The organism is Pseudoalteromonas sp. SCSIO 43095 (genome assembly GCF_023650455.1).
Taxonomy (GTDB): domain Bacteria; phylum Pseudomonadota; class Gammaproteobacteria; order Enterobacterales; family Alteromonadaceae; genus Pseudoalteromonas; species Pseudoalteromonas tetraodonis.
On sequence record NZ_CP087995.1, the window covers coordinates 219128 to 235665 of the forward strand.

16 protein-coding genes are annotated in these 16538 nt (G+C 40.0%); 9 read left to right on the forward strand and 7 right to left on the reverse strand.

The window, feature by feature from the left end; genetic code table 11:
• From LOC50_RS00985 to LOC50_RS00995, 3 genes are read right to left on the reverse strand one after another with little or no spacing between them, the layout of a single operon-like run.
• Entirely contained in the window at positions 1-1248 is a 1248-nt protein-coding gene (locus LOC50_RS00985) for an ABC transporter permease (protein ID WP_250653452.1), read from the reverse strand.
• Positions 1245-1943: an ABC transporter ATP-binding protein gene (locus tag LOC50_RS00990; RefSeq protein WP_069438833.1), complete on the reverse strand. Its 699-nt coding sequence runs from the start codon at positions 1941-1943 to the stop codon at positions 1245-1247. The genes LOC50_RS00985 and LOC50_RS00990 overlap by 4 nt, the downstream gene beginning before the upstream one ends.
• A 7-nt stretch (positions 1944-1950) precedes the next feature.
• The gene (locus LOC50_RS00995; RefSeq protein WP_083238636.1) at positions 1951-3021 is read right to left on the reverse strand and encodes a CDP-glycerol glycerophosphotransferase family protein; all 1071 of its coding nucleotides are present in this window, start codon (positions 3019-3021) and stop codon (positions 1951-1953) included.
• Between the two features lie 178 nt (positions 3022-3199).
• Here LOC50_RS00995 and LOC50_RS01000 point away from each other — a divergent pair, with 178 nt between their 5' ends.
• The 5 genes from LOC50_RS01000 to LOC50_RS01020 all read left to right on the forward strand — a co-directional run bounded on the left by LOC50_RS01000 (position 3200) and on the right by LOC50_RS01020 (position 8650).
• Positions 3200-4303 carry a phosphoribosylaminoimidazolesuccinocarboxamide synthase gene (locus LOC50_RS01000; RefSeq protein ID WP_250653453.1) on the forward strand — a complete coding sequence of 368 codons (1104 nt, stop codon included), beginning with the start codon at positions 3200-3202 and terminating at the stop codon, positions 4301-4303.
• 137 nt (positions 4304-4440) lie between these two features.
• A complete protein-coding gene (locus LOC50_RS01005; RefSeq protein WP_250653454.1) occupies positions 4441-5106 on the forward strand; it encodes a methylamine utilization protein in 666 nt (221 codons plus the stop codon).
• A complete protein-coding gene (locus LOC50_RS01010; protein WP_250653455.1) occupies positions 5096-7411 on the forward strand; it encodes a bifunctional diguanylate cyclase/phosphodiesterase in 2316 nt (771 codons plus the stop codon). Before LOC50_RS01005 ends, LOC50_RS01010 begins: the two co-directional genes overlap by 11 nt.
• Positions 7401-8231, forward strand: a complete 831-nt coding sequence (locus tag LOC50_RS01015) for a DUF3034 family protein (protein WP_250653456.1) — start codon at positions 7401-7403, stop codon at positions 8229-8231. The genes LOC50_RS01010 and LOC50_RS01015 overlap by 11 nt, the downstream gene beginning before the upstream one ends.
• On the forward strand, positions 8231-8650 hold the full coding sequence (locus tag LOC50_RS01020) for a group I truncated hemoglobin (protein ID WP_138627257.1): 420 nt from the start codon (positions 8231-8233) through the stop codon (positions 8648-8650). Before LOC50_RS01015 ends, LOC50_RS01020 begins: the two co-directional genes overlap by 1 nt.
• A gap of 41 nt (positions 8651-8691) precedes the next feature.
• Here LOC50_RS01020 and LOC50_RS01025 read toward each other — a convergent pair whose 3' ends face one another.
• Positions 8692-9435 (reverse strand): glycosyltransferase family 25 protein, encoded by a 744-nt coding sequence (locus LOC50_RS01025; protein ID WP_138627256.1) that lies wholly within the window; start codon positions 9433-9435, stop codon positions 8692-8694.
• A 131-nt stretch (positions 9436-9566) separates the two neighbouring features.
• On the opposite strand from LOC50_RS01025, the gene LOC50_RS01030 reads away from it, so the two are divergent.
• Entirely contained in the window at positions 9567-10397 is an 831-nt protein-coding gene (locus tag LOC50_RS01030; protein ID WP_214552052.1) for a sulfurtransferase, read from the forward strand.
• Between the two features lies 1 nt (position 10398).
• Here LOC50_RS01030 and LOC50_RS01035 read toward each other — a convergent pair whose 3' ends face one another.
• Complete coding sequence (locus LOC50_RS01035; protein ID WP_069438840.1) at positions 10399-10749, reverse strand: DUF5522 domain-containing protein; 351 nt, start codon at positions 10747-10749, stop codon at positions 10399-10401.
• Positions 10750-10792: 43 nt separating this feature from the next.
• On the opposite strand from LOC50_RS01035, the gene LOC50_RS01040 reads away from it, so the two are divergent.
• On the forward strand, positions 10793-11113 hold the full coding sequence (locus LOC50_RS01040; RefSeq protein ID WP_036981155.1) for a hypothetical protein: 321 nt from the start codon (positions 10793-10795) through the stop codon (positions 11111-11113).
• A 119-nt stretch (positions 11114-11232) separates the two neighbouring features.
• Here the strand turns inward: LOC50_RS01040 and LOC50_RS01045 are convergent, their stop codons facing one another.
• Positions 11233-12201, reverse strand: coding sequence for a class 1 fructose-bisphosphatase (locus tag LOC50_RS01045; RefSeq protein WP_248473997.1), 969 nt, complete (start codon positions 12199-12201; stop codon positions 11233-11235).
• Between the two features lie 155 nt (positions 12202-12356).
• Between LOC50_RS01045 and LOC50_RS01050 the strand changes: the two genes are divergently transcribed.
• Both LOC50_RS01050 and LOC50_RS01055 read left to right on the forward strand, forming a co-directional pair.
• On the forward strand, positions 12357-14786 hold the full coding sequence (locus LOC50_RS01050; RefSeq protein ID WP_250653457.1) for a zinc-dependent metalloprotease: 2430 nt from the start codon (positions 12357-12359) through the stop codon (positions 14784-14786).
• A gap of 139 nt (positions 14787-14925) precedes the next feature.
• Positions 14926-15699 carry a YggN family protein gene (locus LOC50_RS01055; RefSeq protein ID WP_008115461.1) on the forward strand — a complete coding sequence of 258 codons (774 nt, stop codon included), beginning with the start codon at positions 14926-14928 and terminating at the stop codon, positions 15697-15699.
• A gap of 127 nt (positions 15700-15826) precedes the next feature.
• Here LOC50_RS01055 and rsuA read toward each other — a convergent pair whose 3' ends face one another.
• Entirely contained in the window at positions 15827-16525 is a 699-nt protein-coding gene (rsuA, locus tag LOC50_RS01060; RefSeq protein WP_036981158.1) for a 16S rRNA pseudouridine(516) synthase RsuA, read from the reverse strand.
• Positions 16526-16538 lie beyond the last annotated feature (13 nt).

Consider the following 16538-nt stretch of genomic DNA (forward strand, 5'->3'; position numbering starts at 1 on the left):
TTATATTTTTATACTCATACCATCACTGAGAGAATAAAAGTAAGCGCGTGTAGCGGGGATCAAGCCAATAATAAATCCCGCAGCCATAATAACGCCAATCAAAGTGAGTTCATAGTCAGAGAGCATGCTGATATTAATACTTACTCCAGCTTGGCTCTGTAAGTAACCCGCGGTCGTACCCATAAGCGTATAAAATAAAATACAGCCTACCAAGCAGCCTAAAAAGGTGGTGAGCAGTGATTCCATACTGATCAGCGAAAATAATTGCCAAGGGCGGGCACCCACAGAACGCAGTATTGCCAGTTCTCTGCGGCGTTGATTAAGGTTAGCAAGTAATGTGGTTAACATACCGAGCAAGCTAATAATGACCACCACAAATGAAAATAGCAGCAGTATTTTTTCTATTATTGCCAGCATTTCCCAAAGCTCTTTTAAAGTGACTGTGGGCATAATCGCTAATAGAGGCTCTTGTTTATATTGATTTATGTTACGCCTAATTTGTAGCGTATAAAGCGGTGAGTCGAAGCCCATTAAAAAGGCGGTAATTTGTTTTGGGTGCCCAATTAATGCATGGCTCGAGTGATCATGATGATCGTCATGATCATCATGGCCGCCACCATGGATCAGCTCAATTGCCGCCAGTGGCACATGCAAGGTTTTATCCACCGGGGTACCGGTAGGCTTTAAGATACCAACCACTTTAAAAGGGTTATCATCATGATGATGAAAGCTAGTATTGCCCATGCCATGAGAAATCACAATTTCATCACCAATTTTATAGGCCAGTTTACTTGCAACCTCACTACCTATAACAACTTCATTGATGCTAGAAAAAGCCTGTCCTTGTTCAAATGCTAAGGGTTGTTTTTTAGCAAATCGATAGTGCTTAAAATAATCGAGTGTGGTGCCTAAGACAGCTTGACCTTTATGGCTATCTCCAAGGCTGATAGGAATGCTCCACTTAACCCCGCGCTGTTTTGTTATGTATTGATAGCTTTGCCAACTCACCCCATTGTTGGTATGGCCAATTCTAAACACCGAGGAGAGGAGTAATTGAATATCGCCAGTGCGTGCGCCAACAATTAAATCGGTACCCGAAATGGTATTACTAAAACTACTTTTAGCATCTACGCGAACTCGCTCAATACTGAGTAATAACATGACGCTAATCGCAATAGTGAGCAATGTCAGTAATACGCTGGCACGTCTATTGAGCAAACTTTTATAGGCAAGTTTAAATAAAATCATACATCACCTTGTAAACTTACTAAGTCGATTGTGCGGCTAAAGAGTGGCTTTAATGTTTCATCGTGACTGACAAAAACAAGCGTGCTGTTACTTTTTTTTGCTTGTTCAAATAGCAGCTTAATAAAGCTTTCACGATTTTGCGTATCAAGTGCTGAAGTAGGCTCATCGGCAATGATAAGTTCAGGGCTGCCTATAAATGCGCGTGCTGCGGCAACTCGCTGTTGTTGCCCAATACTTAAAGTGGCAACATCTTTATGGTGATACTGCGGTGTAAGGCCTAAAGCAATTAATAACCGTATCGCTTCTTGTTGTAAGGCAGAGTTTTTATTTGATGATTGCTTTAATGTTTTTCGTTTTCGGTTTTTTGAAAACTCACACCCAAGCGTTATATTTTCAATAGGAGTTAAATAAGGAAGCAGGTTAAAGTTCTGAAAAATGTAGCCAATGTGATCCGCTCTAAAAACATCACGGGTAGTATTGCTTAATGCAGTTAGGTTTTGGTTTAAAATTGATACCTCACCGCTAGTGGCTGTATTAATACCAGCAAGAATCGCTAATAATGTTGATTTACCTGAGCCACTAGGACCGTGTAAAAAAATATGCTCACTTTTTTCTATGACTAACTCTTTTATGTTGAGTGTGAGTGAGCTATCGCTTTGATGCCACTTAAAAGTTACGTTTTTCAGATTTATCATTATCAGGTTACCAACCCCAGTAGTTTAGATCTTTACGCATTTTTAGTTGTCTTATAATATTTAATGGCTTGGGTTTTAGTTTTTCGTTACGTTGTAAAAATTCATTAGCTGCATTTAATACGCGCTGGCTAGATTGACCATCGGTGTACGGATGAAGCTCCTGACAGTAACTTTCAATATTTTGCATTAAATCAGTAGGCTTAGTAAGCGCGTGTTCAATAGCTGCTTCTACGTCATCAGCGTCGGTAATATTAAGTAAATGAGAAAGAGGTTTTTGATTACAAAACGTGACTACCGGTTTACGTAGTAGTAAAAACATTAAAAGAACTGACGATGTATCGCACAGCATAACATCAGCAGTTTGTAGCAACGGCAAAACGTTATCGGTTTCAATAAATGTTAGATTTTCGTTACTCAGCGCTTTGTATTTATTAACCCATTCGACTGGCATTTTAGGATGAAACTGCATCAAAATACGCCACTTACCTTGTTCACTAAAATGCTTTATTTGTTCATATAATTTAGGAGCAAGTGATAGCTTTCGTGAGAAAGTTGAGCATATAAGTAAAGTAGGGCGAGGGTCGTCACTTACATAAGGGTTATTTGAAGTATTACTAAAAAGTGGATCGAGTGTTGGCCAGCCAGTTTCTGTTACTTTAAAGAAACCATGCTGTTTAGCGAGCTCTTTAAATCGGGTTGTTGTATTTGGGCCTTGCGTACAATATAAATCGTAACAACCACGAATAGTAAAGTGACCACGATTACCTTCAGAGCTGCGCTTTTCAGAATTAAAACCATGAAATACAGCCACTTTTTTACCCGGAATAAAGCTAGGTACTATATTGCCCGGTATAAATGTAATGTTTGGAGCCCAGTTTTTAACATCTTTTATGGTACGTAAACGTGGCTCGTCTGTAGTTAAAAAATCGGGGTTTACTTCGCTACCCGCTAAAAACCAGCGTACTTCACCACCATGTGCCAATATTTGCGCCTGTAAAGGCCTTAAAATAGCATAGGAATAATTTTGAGAAATATACATTAAATATTTCTTATTCTTAGTGGCAGTTAAATAGTTCAAGCTAGCTCCTTAGGGCAAGTAATCATTCAAGTTTACCCCAATGCGCCAGCTAGATAAATATTCTAAGATGATTTGTTTTTAGCCTAAGATTGAGCTTTGTGGTTGCCTAGATTATTATAGAGCGCCTAACCCCAATTCCATACTTTGCTCTTTGAGCATGCCAAACCCCGGAGATAGCATGACTAGCTATAAAGTTTTAGACGTAAACGATGACTTACCCATTCGTACCAAAGGTAAAGTACACAGTGGCAAAGTGCGTTCAGTTTATTGGTTAACCGATGCAGATAGTAAACGCTTAATAAATGAAAAAGGCTATAACGTTCCTGCCGATACTGAATTAGCCATTATGGTTATTTCAGACAGAATTTCTGCTTTTGATTGCATATGGCAAGGTGAAAATGGCCTAAATGGCGTGCCGGGTAAAGGCATTGCATTAAACTCAGTGGCTGCTCATTGGTTTAACATGTTTAATGAAGCCGGTTTGGCGGGTAATCATATTGTTGATATTCCTCATCCATACGTATGGATTGTTCGTAAAGCCAGTACAGTTAAAGTTGAAGCGATTGCTCGTCAATATATTACAGGCAGTATGTGGCGTGACTACGCTAAAGGTGAAAGAGACTTTTGTGGTTTGCAACTTCCAGAAGGCTTAAAAGCGAATCAAAAGCTTGAGCAAGTACTTATAACTCCCTCTACCAAGGGTATTATAGAAGGGGTTGCTGATATTCCTGCCGTTGATGATGTAAATATCACGCGTGAAAATATTACAAACAACTTAGATGTCTTTAATTTTAAATCGGCTGACGATGTCACCAAATACGAAAAATTATTGGTAGAAGGGTTCGAGCTAATTAGTAATGAGTTAGCTAAGCTTGGCCAGATTTTCGTTGATACTAAATTTGAATTCGGTTACGTAGAAGATTTAAATGGTGCTCAGCAACTTATTTATATTGATGAAGTAGGGACACCCGATTCATCGCGTATTTGGGATGAAGCATCATATAAGAATGGCAAAATTGTTGAAAACTCAAAGGAAGGCTTCCGTCAGCTGTTAATTAATAACGTGCCAGAGAGTGATGTGTTATTAAATAAAGACCGTATGGCTGAGCGTGAGCAGTTAGCAAAAGATTATATTTTACCTGAGTCAGTAATGCTTGAAGTGTCTGACACTTATGTGGGTATTGCTAGCAAAATTATCGGTAAAGAGATCGTTATACCCAATGATCCACGCCAAGAAGTGATTGCAATTTTAGATGCTGATTACGGTTTAATCGTTAAATAACGTAGTAAGTAGACAGATATAGCAAAGCTCATTTTAACTAATGAAAAAGTATTTATTTTAAATAACTGAGCTATAATTCTTGCAATTAGTGCTCGTCTTTAATTAACTTAACCTATGGTGAATTTTTGGGTGTGGTTATGTTAGAGCGAGCATGGCAAGTTATTGCAAAACGTCGTTATATATTAGTACTGGGTGTAGTGTTTAATGTATCGGCTTTTGGTAATACCATTAATTTGGTTATTAAAGATCAGCATGACCAAGTATTGCCTAATGCTGTCGTAGAAATAAATCATTTACCTTCTTCAAAAACTCCGGGTAATTTACCTACAGCGGTAGTGGATCAAGTTGATAAACAGTTTTCTCCAGAGTTACTTATTGTGCAGCAAGGTCAGTACGTTAACTTTCCAAATAGCGATAATATTCGCCACCATGTGTATTCTTTTTCAAAAGCTAAACCTTTTCAATTAAAGCTCTATTCTGGCCAGCCAGAAGAACCTATTAAGTTTGATAATCAAGGTGTTGTTGTTCTAGGCTGCAATATTCATGACTCCATGGTGGGCTATATATATGTTGCTAACAGTCGTCATGTGTATACCAGTAACGAGCAAGGCCAGATAAAGCTGCAAGTAGACACTTTTCCTGTGCAAGCCAGTGTTTGGCATTCACTGCAAACTGCTCCCTTGGATAATAAAAAACAGTTTAATATAGAATCAACCAGCCCGTTATCAATAACTATAAATACATCTACCCCTGCACCACGTAATACCTTTGGTAGTCAATTTAGGGAAGGCAATGGCCAATAATTTACGCAGTCGTATTACAACGCTTTGCGTTGGCTTGGTATTACTCACTACCTTGGTTAGTTTACTGAGCTTTTGGTGGTCTACCAGTAAATTTCAGGCAGAAAAAGTGCAACAAAATATAACGGTTGCGCAAAGCGTTTATAAACAATATTTAAAATCAAAAGAGAGCTTGTTATTAACCGCTGCAAAGGTGTTAACCGCTGATTTTGGTTTTAAGCAAGCGGTTGCAACTCGTGATGCCGCCACTATTAGCAGTGTGTTATACAACCACAGTCAACGGATCAATGCCGATTTAATGCTGTTGCTCGATTTATCAGGGCGGTTAGTGTCTGCTAATGTGAATGCACAAAATTTTGCCGATAACCTACAATCCTTAATGGATGAATTATTAAATAATTCTGAGCAATCGAGCTTTGTCGTGTTAAATAACCAGCTGTACCAAGTGATTTTATTGCCCGTTAAAACTCCCAGAATCATAGCTTACAGTTTGGTCGGATTTAAAATAACATCTGCAGTGGCCACTGAGCTAAAAAGCTTAACCGGAATGGAGGTTAGTTTTGTTGCGCAATTAGATAATTTTGCTGCAAGCTCGTTTGCACCTCAACCTGAAAAATTTCAACCTATGGAGTACTTTGAAAATAAAACTACGGCTCGTTTTTTTGCCGAATATTTGGCCTATGAAAACGAACAAATAGCTTTACCCTCTTTACAATCGCATCCGATAACCTTACTGCTTAGCGCAGATTTAACCTCGAGTTATCGCGATATTGAGCAACTATTGCTAACGCTAGTTACATTGGCCGTGTTAACTATGTTATTTGGTGTGATCACCAGTAGTTTGCTTGCCAATAACTTAACCAGCGGACTTACACAGTTAGCGGTTATCGCAAGGCAATTTGCCAAAGGTGACTACCGTTTTAAATTTGAAGGTAAAAAACAAAGCAGCGAAATAGCAACGCTAGTCAGCGCCTTTAATAACATGGGTAATGATATTAATAAGCGTGAGCAGCAAATAAGTTTTCAAGCACATCACGATACTTTAACAGGGTTTTATAACCGTTCTGCTATGTTAGATTTATTAGCTAAGCGGCTCACTAATGATGCGCGGTACACGCTTGTTGCTATTGATATAAAAGGCTTAAGGCATATAAACGATAAGCTTGGTCCACAAGTAGGAGATGAGTGTTTAATTGCAGTGGCAAACCGTATTCGTCAATTTTCTGATGAGCTAGGTGGTTTTCATGCCCGAATTGGCGGCGATGAGTTTTTAACGGTTTACCCCAGTGTGGAGGTTGAGCAGGTAAAATGTGCAGTGGCTGATTTACTCAAGCAATTACAGCTAGCTTACAAGGTTAAAAATTTAAAAATAAGCTTACGTTTTAATGCTGGTATTGTGCAATACCCAGAGCAAGGGACTAAAGCGGACGATTTAATGCGGCGTGTACTCATTGCTGTTGATGCGGCTACAACAAGCCAACAAAGCTTATATTACTACCAAGATGGTGAAGATGAGGCGCACTTAGACCGTTTAATCATGCTTGATGAGCTCAAACAAGCGATTGATGATGATAACGGGCAACTGTTTATGACTTATCAGCCTAAGTTGAATATTAAAAGTCAGAAAATTGATAAGGTTGAGTCACTTATTCGTTGGCAACGTGATGATGGGAGCTGGGTTTCGCCTGAAGTGTTCATTGATTTAGCTGAGCAGTCAGGATTAGTTGTGGAACTAACTGCCTGGGTTGTCGATACAGTTATTGCGCAAATAGCCGATTGGGATAAAAAAGGGATTCACTTACAGGCAGCCATTAATGTGTCAGCCCAAGATATAGCGCATGCGGGGTTTCATAATTTGTTGGTCGCAACCTTAAAGAAATATCATGTAAACCCAAGCTCTGTCACTATTGAGTTGACGGAGCGCGATATGATCGAAAATGAAGCTCAAGGTATCAAAGCGTTAGAGAACTTAAAAACTATCGGTGTTAAAATATCATTAGACGATTACGGTGTCGGGCAAACATCATTGGGGCGATTAAAAATGTTACCTATTGATGAGCTTAAGTTAGATAAATGCTTTATTTTAACTCTGCACGAATCACAAAAAGATCAATACATAGTGCGCTCCTCAATCACATTGGGTCACCAATTGGGGTTTTCTGTTGTGGCTGAAGGGGTGGAAACCGCTGAGTCTTTATCAATGCTTCACGAAATGCAATGCGATCATGCGCAAGGTTACTATTTAAGTCGCCCTTTAAAAGCGCAGCAACTAGAACAATGGTTAGAGGAATATCAGCGTGCACATTAAGTTATTATTCGCCTTGGCACTCTCATTTTGTAGTACGTTAAGTATGGCTGCTACGGGGAAATTATTAGCAACACCTGGGGTGTCTCAAATTGAAGGCAGTGCAGGGGGCGGATTAGTTCCTTGGGCACAATTGGCAGGTTATGCCAGTGAAGACGAATGGGCTGTTAATGGTTTTTGTAGTCGTGCTGATGTAACAGATTACCGCCTAGATGCCTGCGGTATGCAACTAAACCTATTCAATCGTGTTGAGCTCAGTTATGCAGTGCAGCAGTTTGATGTGCCTGCACTCAATACAGAAATAGAGCAGTCAATTTATGGTGCAAAAGTACGTTTATACGGTGATATTGTTTATAGTCAGTGGCCACAGCTAAGCATGGGTGTGCAGCATAAATCACTAGAGGATGGCACAGTAGCAAATTTGGTTGGTGCAAAAAATACCCGTGGTACAGATGTGTACCTAGCAGCCAGTAAATTACATTTGGGTGCACTTGCTGGATACAACTGGTTTTGGAATGTGACCACTCGTTACAGTAAAGCCAATCAGTTAGGGCTTTTAGGATATGGAGGGGCTAATGAAGGTAGCCATATTTTACTAGAAGCAAGTAGTGCGGTGTTTGTAAGTCGTGAACTTGCTATTGGCATTGAGTATCGACAAAAAGCCAATAACCTAGGGTTAGGTGAACAAGATTGGCGCGATTTATTTATAGCGTGGATGCCTAATAAACATGTCAGTGTAACGGCGGCCTATTTAGACTTAGGGCGGATTGCTGGTGTTGACAAACAAACCGGCTGGTATTTATCGGTTACGGGGTATTGGTAATGAAAATTAGTGTATTTATTTTTTGTTGTTTAAGCTTACTTTTAGGGTGTACAACACAGCCTAACACCTCTTTGTATCAGCAACTAGGCGAACAAGCTGGGCTTGAAAAGTTAACTGACAGTTTTATTACACAAATAGGTAATGACAAGCAGGTATTTCATTACTTTGAGCACAGTAATATCAGTCATTTTCGACAAGGGTTTATTAGCCATTTATGTTCGCTGGTGGAGGGCCCTTGTGAATATAAAGGTGACTCTATGGTTGCTATTCATACAGGCATGAACATAAACGAAAAAGACTTCAATCACGTTGTCGATTTATTAATAAATGCAATGAATGAGCAAAATATCCCACATACAGTGCAAAATGAAATTTTAGCTAAAATGGCGCCATTGCGTGGCAAAATTATTAAGATTTAATTTTTATAATCAAATATATACATGTAAAAATATGCCTGGCATTACTCACTTGTAATTTTGGCAAGATCCGCAGTTTTATATCGTCTTTGCCTATGAATACTCGATCTATGAATTAAATTTCTGATAAATGTACTGCGGTTTGAGTGTGAACCTGCATTAGCGCTTGTTATTTCACTAATAAAGCTTCGATCTTCGGCAACCGGGTAGGGTTTTATGCCAATCATACTTAGCCCTACTTCTGTGTGAAATTGCATATCGACATCTACGGGTCTAAAAAATGGTTTTCTTTGCAGTAGTTTTTTAGCCCCACTTAATGAAATGATATAGCCTTGAGTGCCATTTGGTGCTTTTTTATAATTACCGACCGTTAGATTATTTTCTAATGGGGCACTGTCAATAAATGGAAAATTTCTGTTGTCAGATAATTTTATTAAATCCCAGTTTTTCAATTTAATTGCTGCATCAACAACATCTTTAAGCGAAGCCTCAATGAAAAGGTCATCCTCCAATACAACACAATAAGGGATATTTTCATCGACCATTTTTTGCCAAAGGCGCATATGGCTTACATAGCAACCAATTTCACCTGCAGATAGGTTGCGATTGTAACGTTTTTTATTTTTTTTCGGGCAATACCACTTGAGGGTTTCTTGTTCACTAAGGTTTTTGCCAATGGTCGCCTCAAAACGTTCAGCATTTAAGTGCAGGCTGGTAAGTCGCTTTAGGGTTGTTTCCCAGCGGTCTTCGCAGCCTTGCATATTGATAATGTAAAAAGGGATTGGCATAATTTTACTTTATTTAGAAATATCAAAGCAGCTATTTTATCATTATTATAATTTGTAACCAGTCTAAATTCTGTTAATAAACAGGCTGTAATAATATATAGCTATTTCATTTCCTCAAATTTGGCAAGATAATGAAAAATATAGTCAGTGCACAATGGTTACATGCGCGTTTAGAGCAAACTAACTTAGTTATTTTTGATGCAGGTATGCTACGCCCCTCAGCTACAGGGGAATATTCGCCCGTTGCTATGCTACCTAAAGCACAACGGTTTGATATCAAAAAAGAACTCGCAGATACTTCAAACCCATTACCCAATACCTTGTGTAGTGCAGAGCAATTTACTCAGGTGATGCAAAAAGCGGGCGTGAATCACGACTCATTGGTGGTGATTTATGAAGATGCGGGGTTATTCAGTGCAGCTAGAGCCTGGTGGATGTTTAAAGCCATGGGATTTAATAACGTAAAAGTGCTCAGTGGTGGTTTAGCCAAGTGGCTTGAACTAGAGCTTCCGGTTGAGTCAAGCTATACACAAGCATCACTAAAAGGTGACTTTATTGCTCAATACCAGCCTGGTTACTTTATTGATAAAAAACAGGTGCTAAGTGCTACTAAGGATACCAACACGGTCATTTTAGATGCGCGTGCTTATGAGCGTTTTACCGGTAAAAATAAAGAGCCAAGAGCGGGTATGCGCAGCGGTCATATTATTAATAGCTATTCGCTACCTTTAACTAGCTTATTAGAAAATGGCGAGGCAAAATCACTCGACTTTATACAGGCACAGTTTAATAAATTAGTCGGGAATGCAAAACAGCTGCAATTTAGCTGTGGTTCAGGTGTTACTGCCTGTGCGCTTGCATTGTTCGCTGATGAATGCGGATATAATAATTTAAGTGTTTACGACGGCTCGTGGAGTGAGTGGGGCGCTGATAGCTCACTGCCTATTGCTGTGGGTGACTAATTTAATTATAGGGACAATTTTTACACCCGTTTTTGCAGCAAGTACCCCGTTTTAAAAAATACCACTTACTAAACACCATGTAATTATTCTGCATGGTGTAATCTAACCCTTCAATTAAATTATCATGGCTTCTAAATTGTTTAGCAAAAGCGATTTGAGCTTTTATTGGCTGAGTATATATAGTTTCTATATAGTAATTAATTTTAGCAAGAGTACATGATCGGCATAAGCAGCTGGTTGCTGTATCATCGAGTGGTAAAATAGCAGGTAACTGATAACACCAACATGCGGTTATATCATTAACATTACAGTTAAGTGTTGTATTACATTGGCTGCAGTTTATCTGGGTCATTTTAGGTCTTATTAACAGTAGAGCAGCAAGAATAACAAACATTATGAATATACAAAAAGCATTGGCTGAATTTATTACATTTGGGGAGCAAAGAGATAACGCCATTAGTGTGATTGTTTCAACCGCAGCAAACAATCAAACCTACCTGTATACACTCACAAAGCCTGTACTAATTAATGTACTTACGCGTTGTTTTAATAAAGAAATTGATATTGACGATTTACAGCTGTGGGCAAATGTCATTGAGTCGCGAGATGACATAAATTGCGCCGAGCATGAAGGCGTTATTTACGCGCTGAGCAACAGCGAGCAAATGGGCGAATTGACTCATCAAAAGCTCGCACAGTTGTTAAAACTATTATAACAGTAGCAGGTGGTTATCAGAAAATATTAAAGGTTTTAAGCAACAGTTTTCAGATGTTAGTAACCACTACTGGGCTAATCTCTAGCTGACACCTGAAACCTAAAACCTGTTCATAAAGTTTACTTATGATAGCTCAAGCAAGTTTCTACTTCGTCTTTAGAGCCTAAAATAACCGCAACACGCTGATGGATAGCATCAGGCTGAATATCCATAATACGCTCAGTACCTGTTGAAGCAATACCCCCGGCTTGCTCTACTAGCATTGCCATTGGGTTTGCTTCATAAAGTAAACGCAGCTTATTAGGCTTATTAGGGTCTTTAGTATCAGTTGGGTAAGTAAATAAACCACCACGGCTAAGTACACGGTGTACATCGCCAACCATTGCAGCAATCCAGCGCATATTGAAGTTTTGAGCGCGAGGGCCTGTATCTCCGGCAAGTAAGTCGTTAATGTAGTTTTGCATTGCCGGTTCCCAGTGGCGCTGGTTAGAGGCGTTAATTGCAAATTCATTAGTTGTAGCAGGAATAGCGGCAAAATCTTGGGTAAGTAAAAAGCTACCTTGGGTTTTATCTAAGGTAAACATGCGTGTACCTTTACCCGTTGTTAGCGCAAGCATGGTCGATGGCCCATACAGTACATAACCTGCAGCCACTTGTTGATGCCCAGGCTGCATAAAAATCTTTTCATCAGCCGCATCTGAGCCCACAGGCGCTTTCATAATAGAAAAAATAGTACCTACTAGCGAGTTAATATCGGTGTTTGACGAGCCATCAAGTGGGTCAAATGCAACAATGTACTCAGCATCTGGGTTACCGGCAACGGTATAGTCTTCTTCTTCAGAGGCAATCGCTTTAACTGTGCCTGACTCCAGCAATATATCTTTTAATAACTGATTAGACAGTACATCGAGTTTCTTTTGTGTTTCGCCTTGAATGTTTTCATCGAGGGTTGAGCCTAATACGCCCGATAATTCACCTTGACCGACGCGAAATGAAATTTCTTTACATGCCGCTAAAATAGTACGAATTAACGACAAAAGTTCTCTTGAACAGCCATCTTCTAGTAATACTGGTGGGAGTCTACGCATTCTTTTTTCCTGATAACGTGTTAAAACTAATCATAATGTGAGAGAGATTAGTTTAGAGCGCTGAAATTCGTCTTAAATAACTGTATTGTATAAATAACCCCCTTATAATGGGGTACCTACATCGCATTTAAAACGCTAATAACAAAGATAAGATTATGCAAAAAATATCACGATTAAGTTACATACTCTTTACTGTGCTGCTCTGTATGATAACCCAAGCGCACGCAGCAATTAAGTCTATTGACGAATTTACTGAAAAAATGAACCATTTCCCCGGTTATTTTTCTTTCTTTTACGATACCCAAAACGGCAATGTGTATTTAAAGGTCGATAAACTTGAACAACAATTTTTATTACAACACAGCTTACCTTATGGCGTTGGGTCTAACGACATAGGTTTAGATAGAGGCCAATTAGGCGGTACTTATTTAGTACAGTTTGAGCGCTTTGGCAACAAGGTGATGTTGCGCGCTGTAAATACTTACTACCGTGCTAACACGAGTAATATAGCAGAGCAGCAAAGCGTTAACGAAGCGTTTGCATCCAGTATTTTGGCGGGTTTTAAAGTTGTCGCGCAAGATGACAATGCTGCATTAATTGATTACACCCCCTATTTACTAAGCGATGTACATGGCGTAAGCCGTACTTTAGCTGCGCGCAAGCAAGGGCAGTTTAGCCTTGATGAGTCGCGCAGTGCGGTATTTATGAATCGCTCAAAAGCATTTGTAAAAAATACTGAACTTGAAGCCATTCTCACCTTTAAAGGGTCTAAACCAGGTGAATATGTGCGCCAAGTGAGTGCTGACCCTTACGCTTTGAGTGTGCATATGCACCATTCACTTATTCAATTGCCTGATGATAATTACACACCTCGTAAATTTAGCCCGCAATCGGGTTATTGGAGTGTGGAGCATAAAAATTATGCAGCAGGGCTCGATGAGTCTATGTATGTGCGTTACATTCCGCGCCATCGTTTAGCAAAAAAAGATCCAAGCCTAGCAGTTAGTGAGCCAGTAGAGCCTATTGTTTATTACTTAGATCCTGGGGTACCTGAACCAGTAAAAACGGCTTTATTAGATGGCGGGCAATGGTGGAATAACGCTTTTAATGCTGCAGGCTATAAAAATGCCTTTAAAGTTAAAGTGCTACCAGATAATGCTGATCCTATGGATGTGCGCTACAACGTTATTCAATGGGTGCATCGCGCAACTCGTGGTTGGTCTTATGGCAGTTCAATTATAGACCCACGTACAGGTGAAATTATTAAAGGCCATGTGACACTAGGATCGCTACGAGTACGCCAAGATATTTTAATAGCTGAATCACTGGCGGCGCCTTATTTAAAAGGCAATGAAGTAGCAAGCACTTTACATGCAATGGCACTTGATCGTATTCGTCAACTCAGTGCTCACGAAATCGGTCATACACTGGGTATTGCGCACAACTTTGCTGCGTCAGTAAATAATCGTGCTTCGGTGATGGACTATCCGCATCCGTTGTTAAGTTTTGCTGATAATGGTCAGTTAGATGTATCTGATGGTTATGCTAAAGGTATGGGCGCATGGGATAAGCAAGTGATCAAATATGGCTACAGCGACTTTACCGGACAAGATGAAAGCGCAGCACTCGCTGCTATTTTACAGCAAAATAAAGCGCAAGGTTTGGCGTTTATTTCTGACAGTGATGCCCGTGCCAAAGGTGGGGCACACCCTACAGCGCACCTTTGGGATAACGGTAGTAATCCAAGTGAAGAATTACTTAGAGTGCTTGATGTGCGAAAGCAGGCGCTTGGGCAGTTTGGTATTAATAATATAAAAACTGGGGTTGCGCTATCGCAATTGGAAGAAAAGCTAGTACCGCTTTATTTGTTCCACCGTTATCAAGTTGAAGCGGTTGCTAAGCTTATCGCGGGCGTTGATTATGACTATGAGATACGCAGTGATGCACCCGTTAAAGGCGCCCAAGTTGTAACTAAAGAGGCTCAACAACAAGCGGTTAATGCCATTTTAGCGACCCTAAAAGCAAGCAACTTAACGCTTCCAGAGTCGATACTTTCCTTAATCGTACCTAAAGCGTATGGCGAGTCTAAATCACGAGAAAGTATAGTGGGGCGTACCGGCTTAACCATGGATGCACTTGCATTGCCTGAAGTCGCCGCGCAGCATAGTTTATCGCTATTACTAAATGCTCAACGATTAAACCGATTAGCGCAGCAACAAGCACGTGATAACCGCTTTTATAGCCTAGATGAGTTACTTAAACAGTTAAATAAGCAGGTGTTTAACGTATCAGCGCCTGCCACCATGACAGGAAAAGTAACGCAACGAGTACAGTACCTAACGGCAAAAACCATGGCTGATCTTGTGGCTAACGACGGTTTAAGCCCTGAAGTGCAAGCGCAACTACATTTCTATTTAAGCAAGCTTGCTGATGAGTTTAATCAACACTCTTTACTGAGCCATCCTGAAGTAGGTGACAGCGCATTTAAAGACTATTTAGCGGCGCAAATTAATCAGTTTTTAACAACAGGCCAGTGGCCTGATAACTTTAAAGCGTTACCTATACCACCAGGCTCACCTATTTAATAGTACAAGCCAGAGGATAAAGGCGCTGTGTAAACGTTACGTTTCATGGTGCCTTGTTTTTAGGGTGTTACTTTTGCTTGCATAAAGTTGGTTTTTTGTTAATCTAGCCACCCCCTATTTTAGTCTTTTTGAGGTGTTTATGGCGTTTTTATCTCGTTCGATATTGGCGTTATCAATGGCACTTTTAAGCTGCAATGCAATCGCACAAAAACAATGTGATGTTGAACTTCGTCATGGTTTAATTATTACCGATGATGTGATCCGTATTGTTGATAAAGGCCAAACCAGGGTGCAAATTAACAATAATAATCAACTATTTATTCGAGGCTACTGGGTCGATTTAAGTACCGACGAAAGTAAAGTGCTAGAACAATTTAGCAATGGTATTCGTCAAACGGTGCCAGAGCTGGTCGATTTAGCGACTGATGGCGTAAACCTTGGGCTTAGTGCTATTGAGCATGTTGTTGAGGGCATGTCAGATAAAGAACCCGAAGTGCTAAAAACGCAATTACAATATGTAGAGCGTGCACTTATGGATAAGTTTAAGCGTGGCGACGACTTCTTTTTTATAGCCCCTCAATCGCTTTCCCAAATTGATGATTTTTTTACTAAAGAAATTAGCCAAAAAATACACTCTGCTGTACATGGCTCTTTGGGTGCTATTTTAATGTCGCTCGGGGATGCGTTTAAATCTCGAGAAGGCAATATAGAAGACCGCATGAACGACATGGGGCAACGCATGGATATCATTACCAAAGAAATCGATAAGTCATTGCAGAAAAAAGCCCACCAATTAGAACTTAAAGCCTCTGAATACTGTGAATGCTTAAACTCTCTAGATATTACTGAGTCTCGTCTGCAAGCGATTGTACCCGGAATGACAGACTTTGATTTAGTACAAATTAAATCGTAAGATCAGGTGTTAAACGCCAGATTTCAGACAGATATTAAGCAAGATTATTAAAGGCAGCGAGCCTAGAGCGGCAGATGAACAGCTCGAACCTCGTGGCCCGAAGCCATTTCCTAACACCTAAACAGTCTTACAGTTTTATCTCTGCGGCGGTTAGTGGGCGGTATTCACCTGCAGCCAAATCTTCACCTAACTTTATACCCGCAATTTGTTCACGATGTAGTTCAACCACTTTGTTATCTACCGCTGCTAGCATACGTTTTACTTGGTGATACTTCCCCTCAGAAATAGACAAGCGTAAACCGTAACTGCCCAAGCGTTCAGCAATAGCAGGGCGAGTTAAATCTTTTTCATTGTGTAACTGCACACCGTCGCGTAGTTGTTTAAGTGCATCGTCAGTAATCGGTTCTTGGGTTTCGACTAGGTAGGTTTTAAACTTATTCTTTTTCGGCGAGGTAATTTTGTGTGACCAGTCGCCATCATTAGTAATAAGCACTAGGCCAGTGGTGTCTATGTCTAAACGCCCGGCAATGTGAAAGTCGGCCATGTTTGGCTCATCAAGCAAATCAAATACGGTTTTGTGTAACTCATCCGAATTAGCGCACACATAACCTACCGGCTTATTGAGCATAAAGTAGCGTTTACCTAAAAAAACTAATGGCTCGTCATAAAACAGCACGTCATCTTGTTGAGTAACTTGAAAGTCAAATGCCGTGATCACCTCGCCATTAACGCAAGCCACTTGGCTTTTTATTGCTGCGCGGGCTTTTGAGCGTGGTATCTCTGCTAAATGGCTAATAAATTTATCTAAACGGCAAGGAAATTTCATGTTGTTCACATTT

What these genes read in the sequence shown, in the direction of transcription:
- LOC50_RS00985 (WP_250653452.1), bottom strand. Translation starts at nt 1,248, where the DNA reads ATGATTTTATTTAAACTTGCCTATAAAAGTTTGCTCAATAGACGTGCC.
- LOC50_RS00990 (WP_069438833.1), bottom strand. Translation starts at nt 1,943, where the DNA reads ATGATAAATCTGAAAAACGTAACTTTTAAGTGGCATCAAAGCGATAGC.
- LOC50_RS01000 (WP_250653453.1), top strand. Translation starts at nt 3,200, where the DNA reads ATGACTAGCTATAAAGTTTTAGACGTAAACGATGACTTACCCATTCGT.
- LOC50_RS01005 (WP_250653454.1), top strand. Translation starts at nt 4,441, where the DNA reads ATGTTAGAGCGAGCATGGCAAGTTATTGCAAAACGTCGTTATATATTA.
- LOC50_RS01010 (WP_250653455.1), top strand. Translation starts at nt 5,096, where the DNA reads ATGGCCAATAATTTACGCAGTCGTATTACAACGCTTTGCGTTGGCTTG.
- LOC50_RS01020 (WP_138627257.1), top strand. Translation starts at nt 8,231, where the DNA reads ATGAAAATTAGTGTATTTATTTTTTGTTGTTTAAGCTTACTTTTAGGG.
- LOC50_RS01025 (WP_138627256.1), bottom strand. Translation starts at nt 9,435, where the DNA reads ATGCCAATCCCTTTTTACATTATCAATATGCAAGGCTGCGAAGACCGC.
- LOC50_RS01030 (WP_214552052.1), top strand. Translation starts at nt 9,567, where the DNA reads ATGAAAAATATAGTCAGTGCACAATGGTTACATGCGCGTTTAGAGCAA.
- LOC50_RS01035 (WP_069438840.1), bottom strand. Translation starts at nt 10,749, where the DNA reads ATGACCCAGATAAACTGCAGCCAATGTAATACAACACTTAACTGTAAT.
- LOC50_RS01040 (WP_036981155.1), top strand. Translation starts at nt 10,793, where the DNA reads ATGAATATACAAAAAGCATTGGCTGAATTTATTACATTTGGGGAGCAA.
- LOC50_RS01045 (WP_248473997.1), bottom strand. Translation starts at nt 12,201, where the DNA reads ATGCGTAGACTCCCACCAGTATTACTAGAAGATGGCTGTTCAAGAGAA.
- LOC50_RS01050 (WP_250653457.1), top strand. Translation starts at nt 12,357, where the DNA reads ATGCAAAAAATATCACGATTAAGTTACATACTCTTTACTGTGCTGCTC.
- LOC50_RS01055 (WP_008115461.1), top strand. Translation starts at nt 14,926, where the DNA reads ATGGCGTTTTTATCTCGTTCGATATTGGCGTTATCAATGGCACTTTTA.
- rsuA (WP_036981158.1), bottom strand. Translation starts at nt 16,525, where the DNA reads ATGAAATTTCCTTGCCGTTTAGATAAATTTATTAGCCATTTAGCAGAG.